Source organism: Phytopseudomonas straminea (genome assembly GCF_900112645.1).
Taxonomy (GTDB): domain Bacteria; phylum Pseudomonadota; class Gammaproteobacteria; order Pseudomonadales; family Pseudomonadaceae; genus Aquipseudomonas; species Aquipseudomonas straminea.
Genome location: NZ_FOMO01000013.1, coordinates 25,344 through 40,326 on the forward strand (window position 1 = coordinate 25,344; position 14,983 = coordinate 40,326).

The window sequence follows — 14,983 nt, forward strand, 5'->3', positions numbered from 1 at the left end:
CGGTTACAGCGCAGGGATATGCAGATCCAGACGTGGGTGGTCGCCATCCTGTGCTGCATCGTTTCTCGGTGGCACGTGTTGGGTGTTGACGATCCGATCGCCCTGCAGCGTCTGCAGGTGAATGTCGAAACCCCACAGGCGGTGCAGGTGTTTGAGCACTTCTTCGGTGGAACTGCCCAGCGGCTTGCGGTCGTGCTGGAAGTGGCGCAGGGTCAGCGAGCGGTCGCCGCGGCGATCAATGCTCCAGATCTGCACGTTGGGCTCACGATTGCCGAGGTTGTACTGAGCAGCGAGTGTTTCACGGATGGTCCGATAGCCCGGCTCGTCGTGGATGGCCGGCACGCTGAGTTCGTCTTTCTGGTCGTCGTCGAGAATGCTGAACAGCTTCAGGTCGCGAATCACCTTGGGCGACAGGTACTGCAGGATGAAGCTTTCGTCCTTGAAGCTGGTCATGGCGAATTTCAGGGTACTCAGCCAATCGCTGCCGGCGATGTCCGGGAACCAGCGGCGATCCTCTTCGGTGGGCTCCTCGCAGATGCGGCGAATGTCGCGGTACATGGCGAAGCCCAGGGCGTAGGGGTTTATTCCACTGTAGTAGGGGCTGTCGAACGACGGCTGGAACACCACGCTGGTGTGCGACTGCAGGAACTCCATCATGAAACCGTCGGTGACCAGGCCTTCGTCGTAGAGATCGTTCATCAAGGTGTAGTGCCAGAAGGTCGCCCAGCCTTCGTTCATCACCTGGGTCTGGCGTTGTGGATAGAAATACTGGGCGATCTTGCGCACGATGCGGATCACTTCGCGCTGCCAGGGCTCGAGCAGCGGAGCGTGTTTCTCCAGGAAATACAGGATGTTTTCCTGGGGCTCGGCGGGAAAGCGTTTGTTGTCGCTCTCGTCGGTTTTGCTCGCGCTCCTGGGAATGGTGCGCCACAGGTCATTGATCTGCCGCTGCAGGTGCTCTTCGCGATCCTTCTGGCGACGGCGCTCTTCCTCGGCGGAGATGGGGTAGGGGCGCTTGTAGCGGTCCACGCCGTAGTTCATCAGGGCATGGCAGGAGTCGATCAGATCCTCGACCGCATCGATACCGTGGCGCTCCTCGCACTGGGTGATGTACTGCTTGGCGAACACCAGGTAGTCGATGATCGAACTGGCGTCGGTCCAAGTGCGGAACAGGTAGTTGCCCTTGAAGAAACTATTGTGCCCGTAGCAGGCGTGGGCGATCACCAGGGCCTGCATGGTGATGGTGTTTTCCTCCATCAGGTAGGCGATGCACGGGTCGGAGTTGATCACGATCTCGTACGCCAGGCCCATCTGCCCGCGGCTGTAGGATTTCTCGGTGCTGAGGAACTGCTTGCCGTACGACCAGTGGTGATAACCCAGCGGCATGCCGACGGAGGCGTAAGCATCCATCATCTGCTCGGCGGTGATCACCTCGATCTGGTTGGGGTAGGTGTCGAGGGCATAGCGCTCGGCCAGCCGGCTGATTTCCCGGTCGTAGTCGCGAATCAGCTCGAAGGTCCATTCCGAGCCCGTGGACAGGGGCTGACGTTTCTTGTTGCTGCTCATGTGGCGAGCCTCCGCTGAAACAGTTCGCGGAATACCGGGTAGATGTCACCCGCCGATACCAGTTGCTGCTGGGCGAAGGTGTCGCCGAAGGCTTCGGCCACCCGCTCGTACTCGAACCACAGCGCCTGGTGCTCGCGCGGGGTGATCTCCACGTAGGTGAAATACTGCACGAAGGGCATGATCTGCTTGATCAGGATATCCCGACAGATCGGCGAGTCGTCGTTCCAGTTGTCGCCGTCCGAAGCCTGGGCGCCGTAGATGTTCCATTCGTTGGTCGGGTAACGCTCGGCCATGATCTCCTGCATCATCTTCAGCGCGCTGGAAACGATGGTGCCGCCGGTTTCCCGGGAATAGAAGAACTCTTCCTCGTCCACTTCCTTGGCACTGGTGTGGTGGCGGATGAACACCACGTCGATCTTGTCGTAGTTCCGCTTGAGAAACAGGTACAAGAGGATGAAGAAGCGCTTGGCGACGTCCTTGGTGGCCTGGGTCATCGAGCCGGAGACGTCCATCAGGCAGAACATCACCGCCTTGGAGCTGGGGTTGGGGTGCTTGACCAGCAGGTTGTACTTGAGGTCGAAGGTGTCGAGAAACGGGATGCGATGAATACGCGCGCTGAGGCGCTCGATCTCGGCTTCGAGCAGCTGGATGTCGCTGAAGTTGTCCGGCTCTTCGCGGCGCAGGCGCTCCAGGTCGGCCTTCACCTCGCGCAGCTTGGCCCGGCTGCTGCCCGATAACGCGATGCGCCGGGCATGGGCCGAACGCAGGGTGCGCACGATGTTGATGCGTGACGGGTTGCCTTCGCTGCTGATGCCTGCGCGCACGGTCTTGAAGGTTTCCGCGCCGGTCAGATGGCGCTTGACCAGATTGGGCAGCTCCAGATCCTCGAACATGAAGTCCAGGAATTCTTCCTGGGTGATCTGGAACACGAACTCGTCCATGCCCTCGCCGGAGTTGCTGGCCTTGCCGGCACCCTGGCCGCCGCCACCGCCCTGCGGGCGTGGAATCCGTTCGCCGGCGACGAACTCCTTGTTGCCGGGGTGCACGACGGTCTGTTTGCCGCCGCGGCCATGGTGCAGCACCGGCTCGTCGATGTCGCGGCCGGGAATGCTAATCTGCTCACCGTGCTCCATGTCGGTGATGGAACGACGGCTGACGGCGTCCTCCACCGCCTTCTTGATGTGGTCGCGATAGCGACGAATGAACCGCTGGCGGTTCACCGTGCTCTTGTTCTTGCCATTGAGGCGACGGTCGATCACGTAGCTCATACAAGCCCTCCGGGCACTACGGATGCAGGCCACGGCGAGATTGCCGTGGCCCGCAGCAGAGGCCGCTTACTGCGATTTACGTACGCGCAGATACCACTCGGACAGCAGGCGCACCTGCTTCTCGGTATAGCCGCGCTCGACCATGCGTTTGACGAAGTCGTTGTGCTTCTGTTGATCCTCCTTGCTGGCCTTGGCGTTGAAGCTGATGACCGGCAGCAGATCCTCGGTGTTGGAGAACATCTTCTTCTCGATCACCACCCGCAGTTTCTCGTAACTGAGCCAGGTCGGATTCTTGCCGTTATTGTTGGCCCGGGCGCGCAGCACGAAGTTGACGATCTCGTTGCGGAAATCCTTCGGATTGCTGATGCCGGCCGGCTTCTCGATCTTCTCCAGTTCCTCGTTGAGGGCTACGCGATTGAGGATTTCCCCGGTCTCGGGATCACGGTATTCCTGATCCTGAATCCAGAAGTCGGCGTACAGCACGTAGCGGTCGAAGATGTTCTGGCCGTACTCGCTGTAGGACTCCAGGTAGGCGGTCTGGATTTCCTTGCCGATGAACTCGATATAGCGCGGCGCCAGGTATTCCTTGATGAAGCGCAGGTAGCGCTCACGTACCTCGCCCGGGAACTGTTCCTGTTCGATCTGCTGCTCGAGCACATAGAGCAGGTGCACCGGGTTGGCGGCCACTTCGTGTGGGTCGAAGTTGAAGACCTTGGAGAGAATCTTGAAGGCGAAGCGGGTCGACAGGCCGTTCATGCCTTCGTCCACGCCCGCTGCGTCGCGGTACTCCTGGATCGACTTGGCCTTGGGGTCGGTATCCTTGAGGTTTTCGCCGTCGTAGACGCGCATCTTCGAGTAGATGTTGGAGTTCTCCGGCTCCTTGAGGCGCGACAGGGTGGAGAACTGGGCGAGCATTTTCAGGGTGTCCGGCGCGCAATGGGCGTTGGCCAGGGAGCTGCTGACCAGCAGCTTGTCGTAGATCTTGATCTCGTCACTGACGCGCAGGCAGTACGGCACCTTGACGATGTAGATGCGGTCGATGAACGCCTCGTTGTTCTTGTTGTTGCGGAAGGTGTGCCACTCCGATTCGTTGGAGTGCGCCAGCAGGATGCCGTTGTAGGGAATGGCCCCCAGCCCTTCGGTGCTGTTGTAGTTGCCTTCCTGGGTGGCGGTGAGCAGCGGGTGCAGCACCTTGATCGGCGCCTTGAACATCTCGACGAATTCCATCAGGCCCTGGTTGGCCCGGCATAGCGCGCCCGAATAGCTGTAGGCGTCGGCATCGTTCTGCGGGAATTCCTCGAGCTTGCGGATATCCACCTTGCCGACCAGGGCGGAGATGTCCTGGTTGTTCTCGTCGCCCGGCTCGGTCTTGGCGATGGCGATCTGGTTGAGGATCGACGGGTAGAGCTTGACCACGCGAAACTGGCTGATGTCACCGCCGAACTCGGCCAGGCGCTTGCTGGCCCAGGGCGACATGATGCTGCCCAGGTAACGGCGGGAAATGCCGTAGTCCTCTTCGAGGATCGCGGCGTCCTCGGCGGCGTTGAACAGGCCCAGTGGTGATTCGAACACTGGTGACCCCTTGATGGCGTAGAAGGGCACCTTTTCCATCAACTGCTTGAGCTTCTCGGCCAGCGAGGACTTGCCGCCGCCGACTGGGCCGAGCAGGTAAAGAATCTGCTTCTTCTCTTCCAGGCCCTGAGCAGCGTGACGAAAGTAGGAAACGATCTGCTCGATGCATTCTTCCATGCCGTGGAAGTCGGCGAAGGCCGGATAGCGACGAATCACCTTGTTGGAAAAGATGCGCGACATCCGCGGGTTATGGGAGGTATCGAGCAGCTCCGGTTCGCCGATGGCCATCAGCAAGCGCTCGGACGCGCTGGCGTAGGCGCTACGATCCTGCTTGCACAGTTCGAGGTACTCCTGCAGCGAGTACTCCTCCTGGCGCGTCGCCTCGAATCGTTGTTGGAAGTGACTGAAAATGCTCATGACTTCACCTCGCTCGATGCTGGGAGCCGGCCGGGATCGGTCGAGCGGGTGCATGCAGACTCGGCGCTCGCGCTGCCGAGATGAATCCCCCAAACACCCCTTGGTCAGTCAGAACCTCATGGTCGGCTGTCCGTCGCATGGCAGGTTGAGGACAGCCGCCTTGCGTCTCTCGCGCAAGGCGTATCGGCTGCCTTCTCCCGCCTGACCCTGTGTCGCGTGGCTCTGGCTGGCTGCTGAAGGTGAGTACCGATGGCCCGTTCGGCCGATTGGCCGGCTACCTGAATTGGGATGGCCTAAGACAAGGATAGTTGGTAATCGGCAAGGTCAAGGCGCAATTGCTAGGTCAGGCTCCATTGCGGTGCCAGAGAGGCAGGCAAACCCAGCATTGGCGGGGCTTGGCTGGCGAAAAAAATTTATGCGCGAGCGTCTTGGGAGCGCAGGTGAGGTAGCGAGCCGGTTTTATTCCGGCTGGCTGGTTTCGGTGTCCTGCGGGTAGGTGGCGCGCCACAGTTCGAAGCCGCCGTCGAGGCTGTAGACCTCCGAGAAACCCTGGCCAACCAGATAGGCTGCGGCACCCTGACTGGAGTTGCCGTGGTAGCAGGTGACGATCAGCGGCGTGTCGAGATCGGCTTTGGCGATAAAGTCGGCCAGCGAATAGTTGTCCAGGTGCTGGGAGTCGCTGATGTGACCAGCCGCGAAACTTTGTGGGTCGCGGATGTCGACGACTACGGCGCCTTTGTCGCGCAGTGCCTGGGCCTGTTCGGGGGCGATGCGTTTGAACTCGCTCATGCTGCTTCCTCGCTACAGTCGCAGCGATGGTACTCGCCGCTATCGATATTCATCAGGGTCATGCTGCCGCCCCACACGCAGCCCGAATCCAGGGCGAACACGCCGGGCTCATCGCATTGGCCTTCCAGAGCCGCCCAATGGCCGAAGATGATCTTTTGGTCACGGGTCTTGCGCTGTTTGTGGCTGAACCAGGGCAGGTAGCCGGCCGGCGCGGTGTCGAGGCCTTCCTTGCTCTTCAGGTCCAGGGTGCCGTCGGCCTTGCAGAAGCGCATGCGGGTGAAATAGTTGGTGATCACCCGTAACCGGGCGATGCCCTGCAGCTCCTTGTCCCAGCACGCCGGCTCGTTGCCGTACATGCCGTCGAGGAACATCGGATACAGAGCATCGTCGCGCAGCGCGTTCTCGACTTCGTTGGCGCGGCGCAGTGCCTTGGCCATGTTCCACTGCGGCGGTATGCCGGCGTGCACCAGGGCGGTGTTGCGCTGCTCGTCATAATGCAGCAGCTTCTGCTGGCGCAGCCAGTCCAGCAGTTCGTCGCAGTCCGGCGCTTCGAGAATCTCGCGCAGGGTGTCGCCCCGCTTGAGGCGCTCGATATTGCACGCGGCGGCGAGCAGGTGCAGGTCATGATTGCCCAGCACGCAGACCAGCGCCTTGCGCATGCCGTAGAGAAAACGCAGGGTTTCCAGGGACGCCGGACCGCGGTTCACCAGATCGCCGACCAGCCACAGTCGGTCACGGGCCGGGTCGAAGGCCACGCGTTCGAGTAGGCACTGCAGCGGTTTCAGGCAGCCCTGCAGGTCGCCGACGGCATAGGTCGCCATTAGGGTCTACCCCCGTTTCGTCGTGAGCCGCGTTGCTGCGAAAAATTGCACCAGGTAAGGCGCGAGGCGCAGGTAATGGTCGCTCCCTTGCCAAGCCTCGCAACGCTGCATGGTGCAATTCTTCGCGCAACCCGAAGGGTCGGGCCATTTTTTGCGCGATGCTGCGTTATTCGTCGTTCATTTGGAATAACCAAACTTCTCTCCTCATGCCTAGCCTCGCGCAAAAAATGGCTCCGGCGCGGCCACGAACGAAACCGGGGTAGACCCTTAGTGCAGGGCGCCTGGAACGGCGAGGCGGAAGGGCGCGATCGGTGCATCGAAACGCTGGCCGTCGTCGGCCAGCATCTGGTAGCTGCCCTGCATGGTGCCGACCTTGGTGGCCATGAGCGTGCCGCTGCTGTAGCGATGGCTTTCGCCCGGAGCGATCAGCGGCTGTTCGCCGATCACGCCGGCGCCGCGCACTTCCTGAACCTGGCCGTTGCCGTCGGTGATGATCCAGTGGCGTGTCAGCAGCTTGGCCGGCAGTTCGCCGGCGTTGTGGATGGTCACGTCGTAGGCGAAAGCGAAACGGTTCTGCTCGGGTTGCGACTGTTCCGGCAGGTAGCGGGTGACGATGTTGACGTCGATCTGGTAACGAGGGTCGGACATGGGCACTCGATCAATCAGGTGGGCGAAGGCGCGGGTTGCAGGGCCAGCTGGTCGGCCAGGCGCACGAACGCGGCCAGATCCAGCTGCTCGGGGCGCAGGCTGCCATCGACGCCGGCCGCCTCGATCTCGCCGGCCGGCAGCAGCGCCTTGAGGGTGTTGCGCAGGGTCTTGCGGCGCTGGTTGAAGGCCTCGCGCACCACGCGCTCGAGCAGGCGATGATCCTTGGCCGGGTGCGGCAGCACCTTGTGCGGTACCAGGCGCACGATGGCCGAGTCGACCTTGGGCGGCGGGTTGAAAGCACCCGGGCCGACGTTGAACAGGTGTTCCACCTGGCAGTGGTACTGCACCATGATCGACAGTCGCCCCCAGTCGCCGCCGCCCGGGCCCGCGGCCAGGCGCTCGACCACTTCCTTTTGCAGCATGAAGTGCATGTCGCGGATCAGATGGGCGTTGTCCAGCAGGTGGAAAATCAGCGGTGTGGAGATGTTGTACGGCAGGTTGCCGACCACCCGCAGGCTGTTGGGCGCTGCCTGCAGACTCGAGAAGTCGAATTTCAGGGCATCGCCCTGGTTCAGTCGAAAGCGCGGCTGGTCGGCGAACTTGGCCTGCAGGATCGGGATCAGGTCCAGATCCAGTTCGATCACGTCAAGCTGCGCACCGCTGTTAAGCAAGCCTTCGGTGAGCGCGCCCTGGCCCGGGCCGATCTCCAGCAGGTGCTCGCCTTCGCGGGCATGGATGGCGCGCAGGATAAGGTGAATCACCCCGGCGTCATGAAGGAAGTTCTGGCCGAAGCGCTTGCGCGCGCGGTGTTGGTAAGGCTCGGACATCTGAAAAGCAGCTCCAGGCTTCAAGCTGCAAGCATCAAGCAAGCGCGTAAAGCGGTCAGGCTAAAACGCGCAGTTTAGCAGGGAACGCCTGTCGAGCGGCGGCGCTCACCACTCCTGGCCGGTCCTTCAGCGGAGCAGGCGGCTGTGCGCCATCTCATAGGCGGTTTCCAGGGCGACCTGCAGGCTGCCGCAGTCGATGCGCCCGGTGCCGGCAAGGTCCAGCGCGGTGCCGTGGTCGACCGAGGTGCGGATGATCGGCAGGCCCAGGGTCACGTTCACCGCTGCGCCGAAGCCTTTGTACTTGAGCACCGGCAAACCCTGATCGTGATACATGGCGAGCACTGCGTCGCAATGCTCCAGGTGCTTGGGGGTAAACAGCGTGTCGGCCGGCAGCGGGCCGATCAGCTCCATGCCTTCGCCGCGCAGTTGCTCGAGCGCAGGCTCGATGACTTCGATCTCCTCGCGTCCCAGGTGGCCGCCTTCGCCGGCATGTGGGTTAAGGCCGCAGATCAGGATGCGTGGTCTGGCAATGCCGAACTTGTCGCGCAGGTCGGCGTGCAGGATGCGTGTCACGCGCTGCAGACGCTCAGTGGTGATGGCATCGGCTACGTCCTTGAGCGGCAGGTGGGTGGTGACCAGTGCTACCCGCAGGCCGCGGGTCGCGAGCATCATCACTACCTGGGGTGTGCCGGTCAGGTCAGCGAGAAATTCGGTATGGCCGGAAAAGGCCATACCCGCATCGTTGATGATGCCTTTGTGCACCGGCGCGGTGATCATTCCGGCGAAGCTGCCGTTCAGGCATCCTTCGGCGGCGCGCGTCAGGGTCTGCAGCACATAGGCGGCGTTGGCCTTGCTCAACTGACCGGTGACCACCGGCTCGCCCAGCGGCGTATCCCACACGTAGAGGCTGCCGGCTGGCGCGGGCTGAGTAGGGCAATTATCAGGTGCAATATCGATAAGCTCGATCTGCAGTCCCAGCTCCGCCGCGCGAGCTTGCAGCAATACGCGACTGGCGACGCAGATCAGTGCATGGGCCTGCTGCTCGCGGGCGATCAACAGGCAAAGATCCGGACCGATGCCGGCAGGTTCTCCGGGAGTGAGGGCGAAGCGCAGGCTATTGGGCATGATCCGGTCTCGAGGTCGGGCTGCGTGATTTTAGCCCAGGCAGAAATGAAAAAGCCCGGCGCTGTGCCGGGCTTCGAGGGTATTCAAGCTGATTTACAGCTTGATCTCCACATAGGCTTCATCGCGGATCTGGCGCAGCCAGGTCTGCAGTTCTTCGTCGTACTTGCGGTTGCGTAGCAGGTTCAGGGCCTGCTGCTCACGCATCTGCTCGCTGCTGTCGGTGGCGCGACGCCCCACGACCTGCAGCACGTGCCAGCCGAACTGGCTCTTGAACGGCTTGGATACTTCGCCACTGGCGGTGTTGTTCATCACCTCGCGGAACTCTGGCACCAGAGCGTTCGGGTCGATCCAGTTGAGGCTACCGCCGTTGAGCGCAGAGCCCGGGTCTTCGGAGAAGTTCTTCGCCAGTTCGGCAAAGTCTTCGCCTGCCTGGATGCGCTGGTACAGGCGCTCGGCCAATACCTTGGCCTCGGCGTCGGTGCGGATCTCGCTTGGCTTGATCAGGATGTGACGCACGTTCACTTCGTCACGTACGGCCGCGGCCTCACCACCACGCTTCTCCAGCACCTTGAGGATGATGAAACCACCTGGGGTGCGGATCGGCTCAGTTACATCACCCACGCTCATGGCACTGATCATGTTATCGAATGGCGATGGTAGCTGGGCGGCCTTGCGCCAGCCCATGTCACCACCGTCCAGCGCGTTCTCACTGGCCGAGTTGGCGACCGCCAGCTTGGCGAAGTCGCCGCCCTGGCGGGCCTGCTGGTAGATGTCCTGGGCACGACGCTCGGCGGCTTGCAGGGCGTCCGAGGATGCGTCTTCCTGAATCGGAATGACGATACTGGCTAGGTGGAAGTCTTCGGACAGCTGCATCTTGCCCAGGTCGGAGGCGAGGAAGTTCTTCACTTCCTGCTCGGTCACCTGAATACGTTCAGCGACCCTGCGCTGGCGTACGCGGCTGATGATCATCTCGCGGGCTATCTGGTCGCGGGCATCGTTGAAGGACAGGCCGTCTTTTGCCAGGGCGTCACGGAACTGGTCCATGGTCATTCCGTTGCGCTGTGCAACGGTAGCCATGGCCTGATTGAGTTCTTCGTCGCTGATGCGGATACCGGCGCGCTCGCCCATCTGCAGCTGGATATTCTCCAGGATCAGACGATCGAGCACCTGTTTGGTCAGGACATCAGTTGGTGTCGCTTCGCCGCCACGCTTGGCCTGGGTGCGCTGTACATCGCGCAGCCGGGCATCGAGTTGGCTTTGCATGATCACGTCGTTATCGACGATCGCCACCACGCGGTTGAGAGGCTGTACATCGGCGTGCGCCGCAGTACCCAGAAACATCGCGCCCAACAGCAGTGGGCGCATGTACTCAGTGAGCTTGTTCTTCACGTTCACGATAACCTTGAATGCCTTGGTCGAGGAATGTCTCAACTTTATTGCCTACTACGCCGCCTAGGCCTTTTAGGACGATTTGCAAGAAGATGCCGCTGTCGGATTCGTCATTACGTGAAGGGTTGAGGCTGACCTCGTTGTAATCGACCCAGTAGCGGTTGATGAGGCGTAGTTTCCAGCAGCAGCTGTCGTATTCGAAGCCAGCGAAGGCTTCCAGAGTACGGTTACGCCCATAGTCATACTGCCAGCGCGAGATCAGGCTCCACTGCTGAGCAACCGGCCAGATAACCGAGAAGTCATGCTGACTGATCTTGTAGTAGTCCTTGATGAAGCCCGGGCTACCTTCGGTTCCGTAATCGCTGCCATAGCTCCAGCGACCTGTGCTTTGGTCGTAGTTGAGGGTGTCGTTTCGATAACGATACCCGGCATTGACGATCTTGCGCGGGTCGTTGGCCGGCTGATAGTGGAACATTGCACTACCGGAGCGAGTGCGGTGGCTGTCCGGATCCCAGTTGAAGTCTGAGGTGAAGCGCCAGTCCTGGTTGTAGCGATACATGTATTCCAGGGCGTAGGGCGATACCGAGGAGGTGGCCTCATCGCGGTCGCGGTAGTCGATGCCAGGCATCTGCACCTTGCGGTCTTCGAAATAGAAGGCTTGGCCGATGCTGAAGCGCTGACGTTCAAAACCATCGGGCTCGATCCAGCGACTGGTTACACCGAGGGAAATCTTGTTCTCATCGCCAATACGATCCTTGCCGGTGAAGCGGTTTTCACGCCACAGCGAGGCGTAGCTGAAGGTGCTTTCGCTGGTATCAAAGACCGGAATATCGGTCTGGTCCTCTTCCGGAACATAGAGGTAGAACAGGCGCGGTTCGAGGGTCTGGCGTGCTTCACGGCCGAACAGCGAGGTCTGGCGGTCGAAGTACAGGCCGCTATCAACGCTGAACATGCCAACACCACGGTTCTGCGTGCTCTTGTATTGCTCGTCTTCCAGCAGCGTGTTCTTGCCCTGCTGATCAATATCCAAGTCATAACTGGTTTGCAGATACTTGATTTGCGGCTTGATAAAGCCCCAGCTCCAGTCTATGGGCAGGTTAACGCCCGGCTCGACATGTAGACGAGTACCATTGGAGCGTGCCAAGCCTTGAATGTTTTCATCGTTCCAAGGCTGTTCAGGGTCGCCATTTTGATTGATGTAGAAACCATCGCGCAGGTCGCGCTCGAAGCGAACCAGTTCGGTTCCATAGGTAAAGTTCAGACCACCAGGCTCCACCGGTAGCTTGCCGTCCAGGGTTATTTGCGGCAGCCGGTTGTAGGGCGTTACGTCGGTAATGGTGGCCAGCTCATAGGCATGGGCGTTAAGCCGGGCTTTAAAGCTATCCCCTCGCCAGGTCAGGGTGCCACGCTGGTCGACGTAGCTCGATGTGCCGATGCCCAGATCGGTGTTCAGGTCCTGGAAGTAGTAGGGGTCGCTGATGTCGGTGTAGTCGACGTCGGCCAGCAGGCGTTCATTGAGACCCTGTTTGTGCTGCCAGCTGTACATCCAGCGTTGATCTTTGTAGTCCGACTGCAGCTTGCGCTCGTCTTCCTGGTCGTCCAGATAGGCACCTCCGACCTGACCTTCGCTGTTGCGGGTCAGGTAGCGATACTCGCCCTCCATCAGCAGGCCGCGTTTGGCCATGTAGGTCGGGTATAGGGTGGCGTCGAAGTTCGGCGCCAGATTGAAGTAGTAGGGGGTCTGCAGCGTAAGCCCGTTGCTACTAGAGCTGCCGATGCTCGGTGGCAGGAAGCCGGACTGGCGACGGTCGTCGATCGGGAAATAGATATACGGTGTGTAGAACACCGGAACATCCTTGACCCGCAGGGTGACGTTGGTCGCGGTACCGAAACCGGTGGCCGGGTTGAGGGTGATGTTGTTGCCCTTCAGGTACCAGGCGTTGCTGCCTGGTTCGCAGCTGGTATAGGTACCATCCTTGAGGCGGATGATCGCGGTTTCTTCGCGCTTGGCGTAAGCCGCGCTGCCGCGTACGTGTTGAGCGTGCATCACGTACTCAGCGTTGTCGATGCGCGCTTCGCCGTTGTCCAGTTGCAGCTCGCCACGATCACCGACGACGAGGACGCCCTGGTCGCGCAGGCGAACGTTGCCGACCAGCTCGCCACGGTTTTCGGCCTGATGCAGGCTGGCTTCGTCGGCCTCGACCTGCATGCCGGCCTGGCGCACCACCACGTCACCGGCGAGGGTCGCGACCTGTTCTTCCTGCTGATAACGCGAAGCCTTGGCCGATACGAACATCGGTGCTTCGCTCATCGGTGTCTTGTCGTTCATGCCCGGACGGGCCGGCTCGATGTAGGCGCCGGAGCAGGCCGGGCCGATCTCTGCCAGCTGGGCGCTGGTCAGCTTCTCGCGCGGTACCCAGTCCAAGTGGCTATAGTCGGCGCTTCGCGAGGCGAGGGCGCGGCCACCCGCTTCGGTCACCAGCGTCGGCTGGGGTTTGCTCTTGGCCGCCGCCGCAGGTGCAGCGGAGCCGCCGGAACTCACTGAGTTGGCGCTATGGTCCGGACGACTTGGCACGTTGGCGTTGCTGGTTTTCGGTGCACAGGCCCAGCCGCCGGTTGGCGATGCCTGGCAGTCGAATTGTTCGGCAGCGGTGGCGAATGGGCTGGCGAAGGGCTGCAGGGCCAACAGGCCACCCGTTACCAGAAGCGGGAATTTCTTGCGAAAAGCGGGGTATTTTACTGCCATCTTGTTTTCCGGGCTTCCTGTGCGCTTTTGGCCCAGGGGCCGCACGCCTCTCGATGGGCTGAAAAAGATGCTGGATAATAAAGCATGACCCGCGCAACGGCTAGCGCCGTCGGAGACCCTTGCAATGCCTGATCACGATGTACGTTTACAACGCCTGAAGCAATGGCTAGCGCCACAACTGCAGGCCCTGTTCGCTACCAATGCCTGGGGCGAGGTACCGGAGGCGGTGCTGCAGCCGGCCAGCAGCGACGCCAGTTTTCGTCGTTATTTCCGCTGGCAGGCGGGCGAGCGCAGCCTGATCGTGATGGACGCGCCGCCGCCCCAGGAGAACTGCCGGCCCTTCGTCGAGGTGGCCAATCTGCTGGCCCGCGCCGATCTGAACGTGCCGCAGATCCATGCGGCGGATCTTGAGCAGGGTTTTCTGCTGCTCAGCGATCTGGGCCGTCAGACCTACCTGGACGTGATCGACGGCGACAATGCCGACCAGTTGTTCACGCCTGCCATCGATGCCTTGCTGGCCTATCAGCAGCTGCCCATGGATGCCGGGCTGCCGCATTACGACGACGCCCTGCTGCGCCGCGAGCTGCAATTGTTTCCGGATTGGTACGTGGCCCGCGAACTTGGCCTGACCCTTAATGCCGAGCAGCAGGCCGCCTGGCAACGCATCTGCAGCCTGTTGATCGACAGTGCCCTGGCCCAGCCCAAGGTGCTGGTGCATCGCGACTACATGCCGCGCAACCTGATGATCAGCGAGCCCAATCCCGGCGTGCTGGATTTCCAGGATGCCGTCTACGGCCCGGTCACCTATGACATTACCAGTCTATTCAAGGACGCCTTCCTTAGCTGGCCCCAGGCGCGCGTGCAGGGTTGGTTGGAAGGCTATTGGCACAAGGCCCGCGCTGCCGGCGTTCCCGTGCAGGATGATCTGGCGGACTTCCTGCGTGCCAGCGACCTGATGGGCGTACAGCGCCACCTCAAGGTGGTCGGCATCTTCGCGCGCATCTGCCACCGCGATGGCAAACCGCGATACCTGGCCGACGTGCCGCGTTTCTTTGCCTATATAGAAGCCGTGCTTGCCAGGCGCCCTGAGCTTGCCGAACTCGGCGAGCTGATCGCCGAGCTCAAAGGCACTGCGGAGGCTGCCCGATGAAGGCGATGATTCTCGCTGCCGGCAAGGGTGAGCGGCTGCGACCGCTGACGCTGCACACGCCCAAACCCCTGGTTCGGGCCGCTGGTGTGCCGCTGATCGAGTATCACGTGCGCGCCCTGGCGCGTGCGGGCTTCAGCGAGCTGGTGGTCAATCACGCCTGGCTCGGCCAGCAGATCGAAGACTACCTGGGCACTGGTGAGCGCTACGGTGTCAGCATTCACTATTCGGCCGAAGGCGAGCCGCTGGAAACCGGCGGCGGTATCTTCAAGGCGCTGCCACTGCTCGGTGACGAGCCGTTCGTGGTGGTCAACGGCGATATCTTCACCGACTACGATTTTTCGGCTCTGCGCCGGTCGTTCGACGCCAAGGCTCATCTGGTGCTTGTGGATAACCCGGCCCACCACCCGGAGGGCGACTTCCGCCTTCAAGAAGGCCGGGTGGCGGATGCCGCAGCCGGTGACGCCAGCCTGACCTACAGCGGCATCGCCGTGCTCGATCCTGCATTGTTCGCTGGCTGCCAGCTCGGCGCGTTCAAACTGGCACCTTTGCTACGGGTGGCGATGGCCGAGCATCAGGTGAGCGGCGAACGCTTCACTGGCCGTTGGGTGGATGTCGGCACCCACGAGCGCCTGGCCGAGGTGGAATCGCTGCAGGGCGAGCGCTGA

At 61.5% G+C, this 14,983-nt stretch carries 12 protein-coding genes; 2 read left to right on the plus strand and 10 right to left on the minus strand.

Annotated elements, in window-relative coordinates; all coding sequences use genetic code 11:
- Positions 1-3 precede the first annotated feature (3 nt).
- From BM279_RS21540 to BM279_RS21585, 10 genes are all read right to left on the minus strand, one after another.
- On the minus strand, positions 4-1,566 hold the full coding sequence (locus BM279_RS21540) for a SpoVR family protein (protein ID WP_093507222.1): 1,563 nt from the start codon (positions 1,564-1,566) through the stop codon (positions 4-6).
- Positions 1,563-2,834, minus strand: coding sequence for a YeaH/YhbH family protein (locus BM279_RS21545; RefSeq protein WP_093507224.1), 1,272 nt, complete (start codon positions 2,832-2,834; stop codon positions 1,563-1,565). The genes BM279_RS21540 and BM279_RS21545 overlap by 4 nt, the downstream gene beginning before the upstream one ends.
- 66 nt (positions 2,835-2,900) lie before the next feature.
- Positions 2,901-4,823 carry a PrkA family serine protein kinase gene (locus BM279_RS21550; RefSeq protein WP_075932237.1) on the minus strand — a complete coding sequence of 641 codons (1,923 nt, stop codon included), beginning with the start codon at positions 4,821-4,823 and terminating at the stop codon, positions 2,901-2,903.
- A gap of 459 nt (positions 4,824-5,282) precedes the next feature.
- On the minus strand, positions 5,283-5,612 hold the full coding sequence (gene glpE, locus BM279_RS21555; RefSeq protein WP_093507226.1) for a thiosulfate sulfurtransferase GlpE: 330 nt from the start codon (positions 5,610-5,612) through the stop codon (positions 5,283-5,285).
- A complete protein-coding gene (locus tag BM279_RS21560) occupies positions 5,609-6,433 on the minus strand; it encodes a symmetrical bis(5'-nucleosyl)-tetraphosphatase (protein ID WP_093507228.1) in 825 nt (274 codons plus the stop codon). The genes glpE and BM279_RS21560 overlap by 4 nt, the downstream gene beginning before the upstream one ends.
- Positions 6,434-6,700: 267 nt before the next feature.
- Positions 6,701-7,081 (minus strand): Co2+/Mg2+ efflux protein ApaG, encoded by a 381-nt coding sequence (gene apaG / locus BM279_RS21565; RefSeq protein WP_093507230.1) that lies wholly within the window; start codon positions 7,079-7,081, stop codon positions 6,701-6,703.
- Positions 7,082-7,095: 14 nt separating this feature from the next.
- Entirely contained in the window at positions 7,096-7,908 is an 813-nt protein-coding gene (gene rsmA, locus BM279_RS21570) for a 16S rRNA (adenine(1518)-N(6)/adenine(1519)-N(6))-dimethyltransferase RsmA (protein ID WP_093507232.1), read from the minus strand.
- Positions 7,909-8,034: 126 nt separating this feature from the next.
- On the minus strand, positions 8,035-9,033 hold the full coding sequence (gene pdxA / locus BM279_RS21575) for a 4-hydroxythreonine-4-phosphate dehydrogenase PdxA (protein ID WP_093507234.1): 999 nt from the start codon (positions 9,031-9,033) through the stop codon (positions 8,035-8,037).
- Between the two features lie 93 nt (positions 9,034-9,126).
- The gene (locus tag BM279_RS21580) at positions 9,127-10,398 is read right to left on the minus strand and encodes a peptidylprolyl isomerase (protein WP_425272707.1); all 1,272 of its coding nucleotides are present in this window, start codon (positions 10,396-10,398) and stop codon (positions 9,127-9,129) included.
- 4 nt (positions 10,399-10,402) lie between these two features.
- Positions 10,403-13,168 (minus strand): LPS-assembly protein LptD, encoded by a 2,766-nt coding sequence (locus BM279_RS21585; protein ID WP_093507238.1) that lies wholly within the window; start codon positions 13,166-13,168, stop codon positions 10,403-10,405.
- 124 nt (positions 13,169-13,292) lie between these two features.
- Here BM279_RS21585 and BM279_RS21590 point away from each other — a divergent pair, with 124 nt between their 5' ends.
- Complete coding sequence (locus BM279_RS21590) at positions 13,293-14,318, plus strand: aminoglycoside phosphotransferase family protein (RefSeq protein ID WP_093507240.1); 1,026 nt, start codon at positions 13,293-13,295, stop codon at positions 14,316-14,318.
- The gene (gene murU, locus BM279_RS21595; RefSeq protein ID WP_093507242.1) at positions 14,315-14,983 is read left to right on the plus strand and encodes an N-acetylmuramate alpha-1-phosphate uridylyltransferase MurU; all 669 of its coding nucleotides are present in this window, start codon (positions 14,315-14,317) and stop codon (positions 14,981-14,983) included. Before BM279_RS21590 ends, murU begins: the two co-directional genes overlap by 4 nt.

Coding starts and splice junctions, on each gene's coding strand:
- BM279_RS21540 (WP_093507222.1), bottom strand. CDS start 1,566: ATGAGCAGCAACAAGAAACGTCAGCCCCTGTCCACGGGCTCGGAATGG.
- BM279_RS21545 (WP_093507224.1), bottom strand. CDS start 2,834: ATGAGCTACGTGATCGACCGTCGCCTCAATGGCAAGAACAAGAGCACG.
- BM279_RS21550 (WP_075932237.1), bottom strand. CDS start 4,823: ATGAGCATTTTCAGTCACTTCCAACAACGATTCGAGGCGACGCGCCAG.
- glpE (WP_093507226.1), bottom strand. CDS start 5,612: ATGAGCGAGTTCAAACGCATCGCCCCCGAACAGGCCCAGGCACTGCGC.
- BM279_RS21560 (WP_093507228.1), bottom strand. CDS start 6,433: ATGGCGACCTATGCCGTCGGCGACCTGCAGGGCTGCCTGAAACCGCTG.
- apaG (WP_093507230.1), bottom strand. CDS start 7,081: ATGTCCGACCCTCGTTACCAGATCGACGTCAACATCGTCACCCGCTAC.
- rsmA (WP_093507232.1), bottom strand. CDS start 7,908: ATGTCCGAGCCTTACCAACACCGCGCGCGCAAGCGCTTCGGCCAGAAC.
- pdxA (WP_093507234.1), bottom strand. CDS start 9,033: ATGCCCAATAGCCTGCGCTTCGCCCTCACTCCCGGAGAACCTGCCGGC.
- BM279_RS21580 (WP_425272707.1), bottom strand. CDS start 10,398: ATGCGCCCACTGCTGTTGGGCGCGATGTTTCTGGGTACTGCGGCGCAC.
- BM279_RS21585 (WP_093507238.1), bottom strand. CDS start 13,168: ATGGCAGTAAAATACCCCGCTTTTCGCAAGAAATTCCCGCTTCTGGTA.
- BM279_RS21590 (WP_093507240.1), top strand. CDS start 13,293: ATGCCTGATCACGATGTACGTTTACAACGCCTGAAGCAATGGCTAGCG.
- murU (WP_093507242.1), top strand. CDS start 14,315: ATGAAGGCGATGATTCTCGCTGCCGGCAAGGGTGAGCGGCTGCGACCG.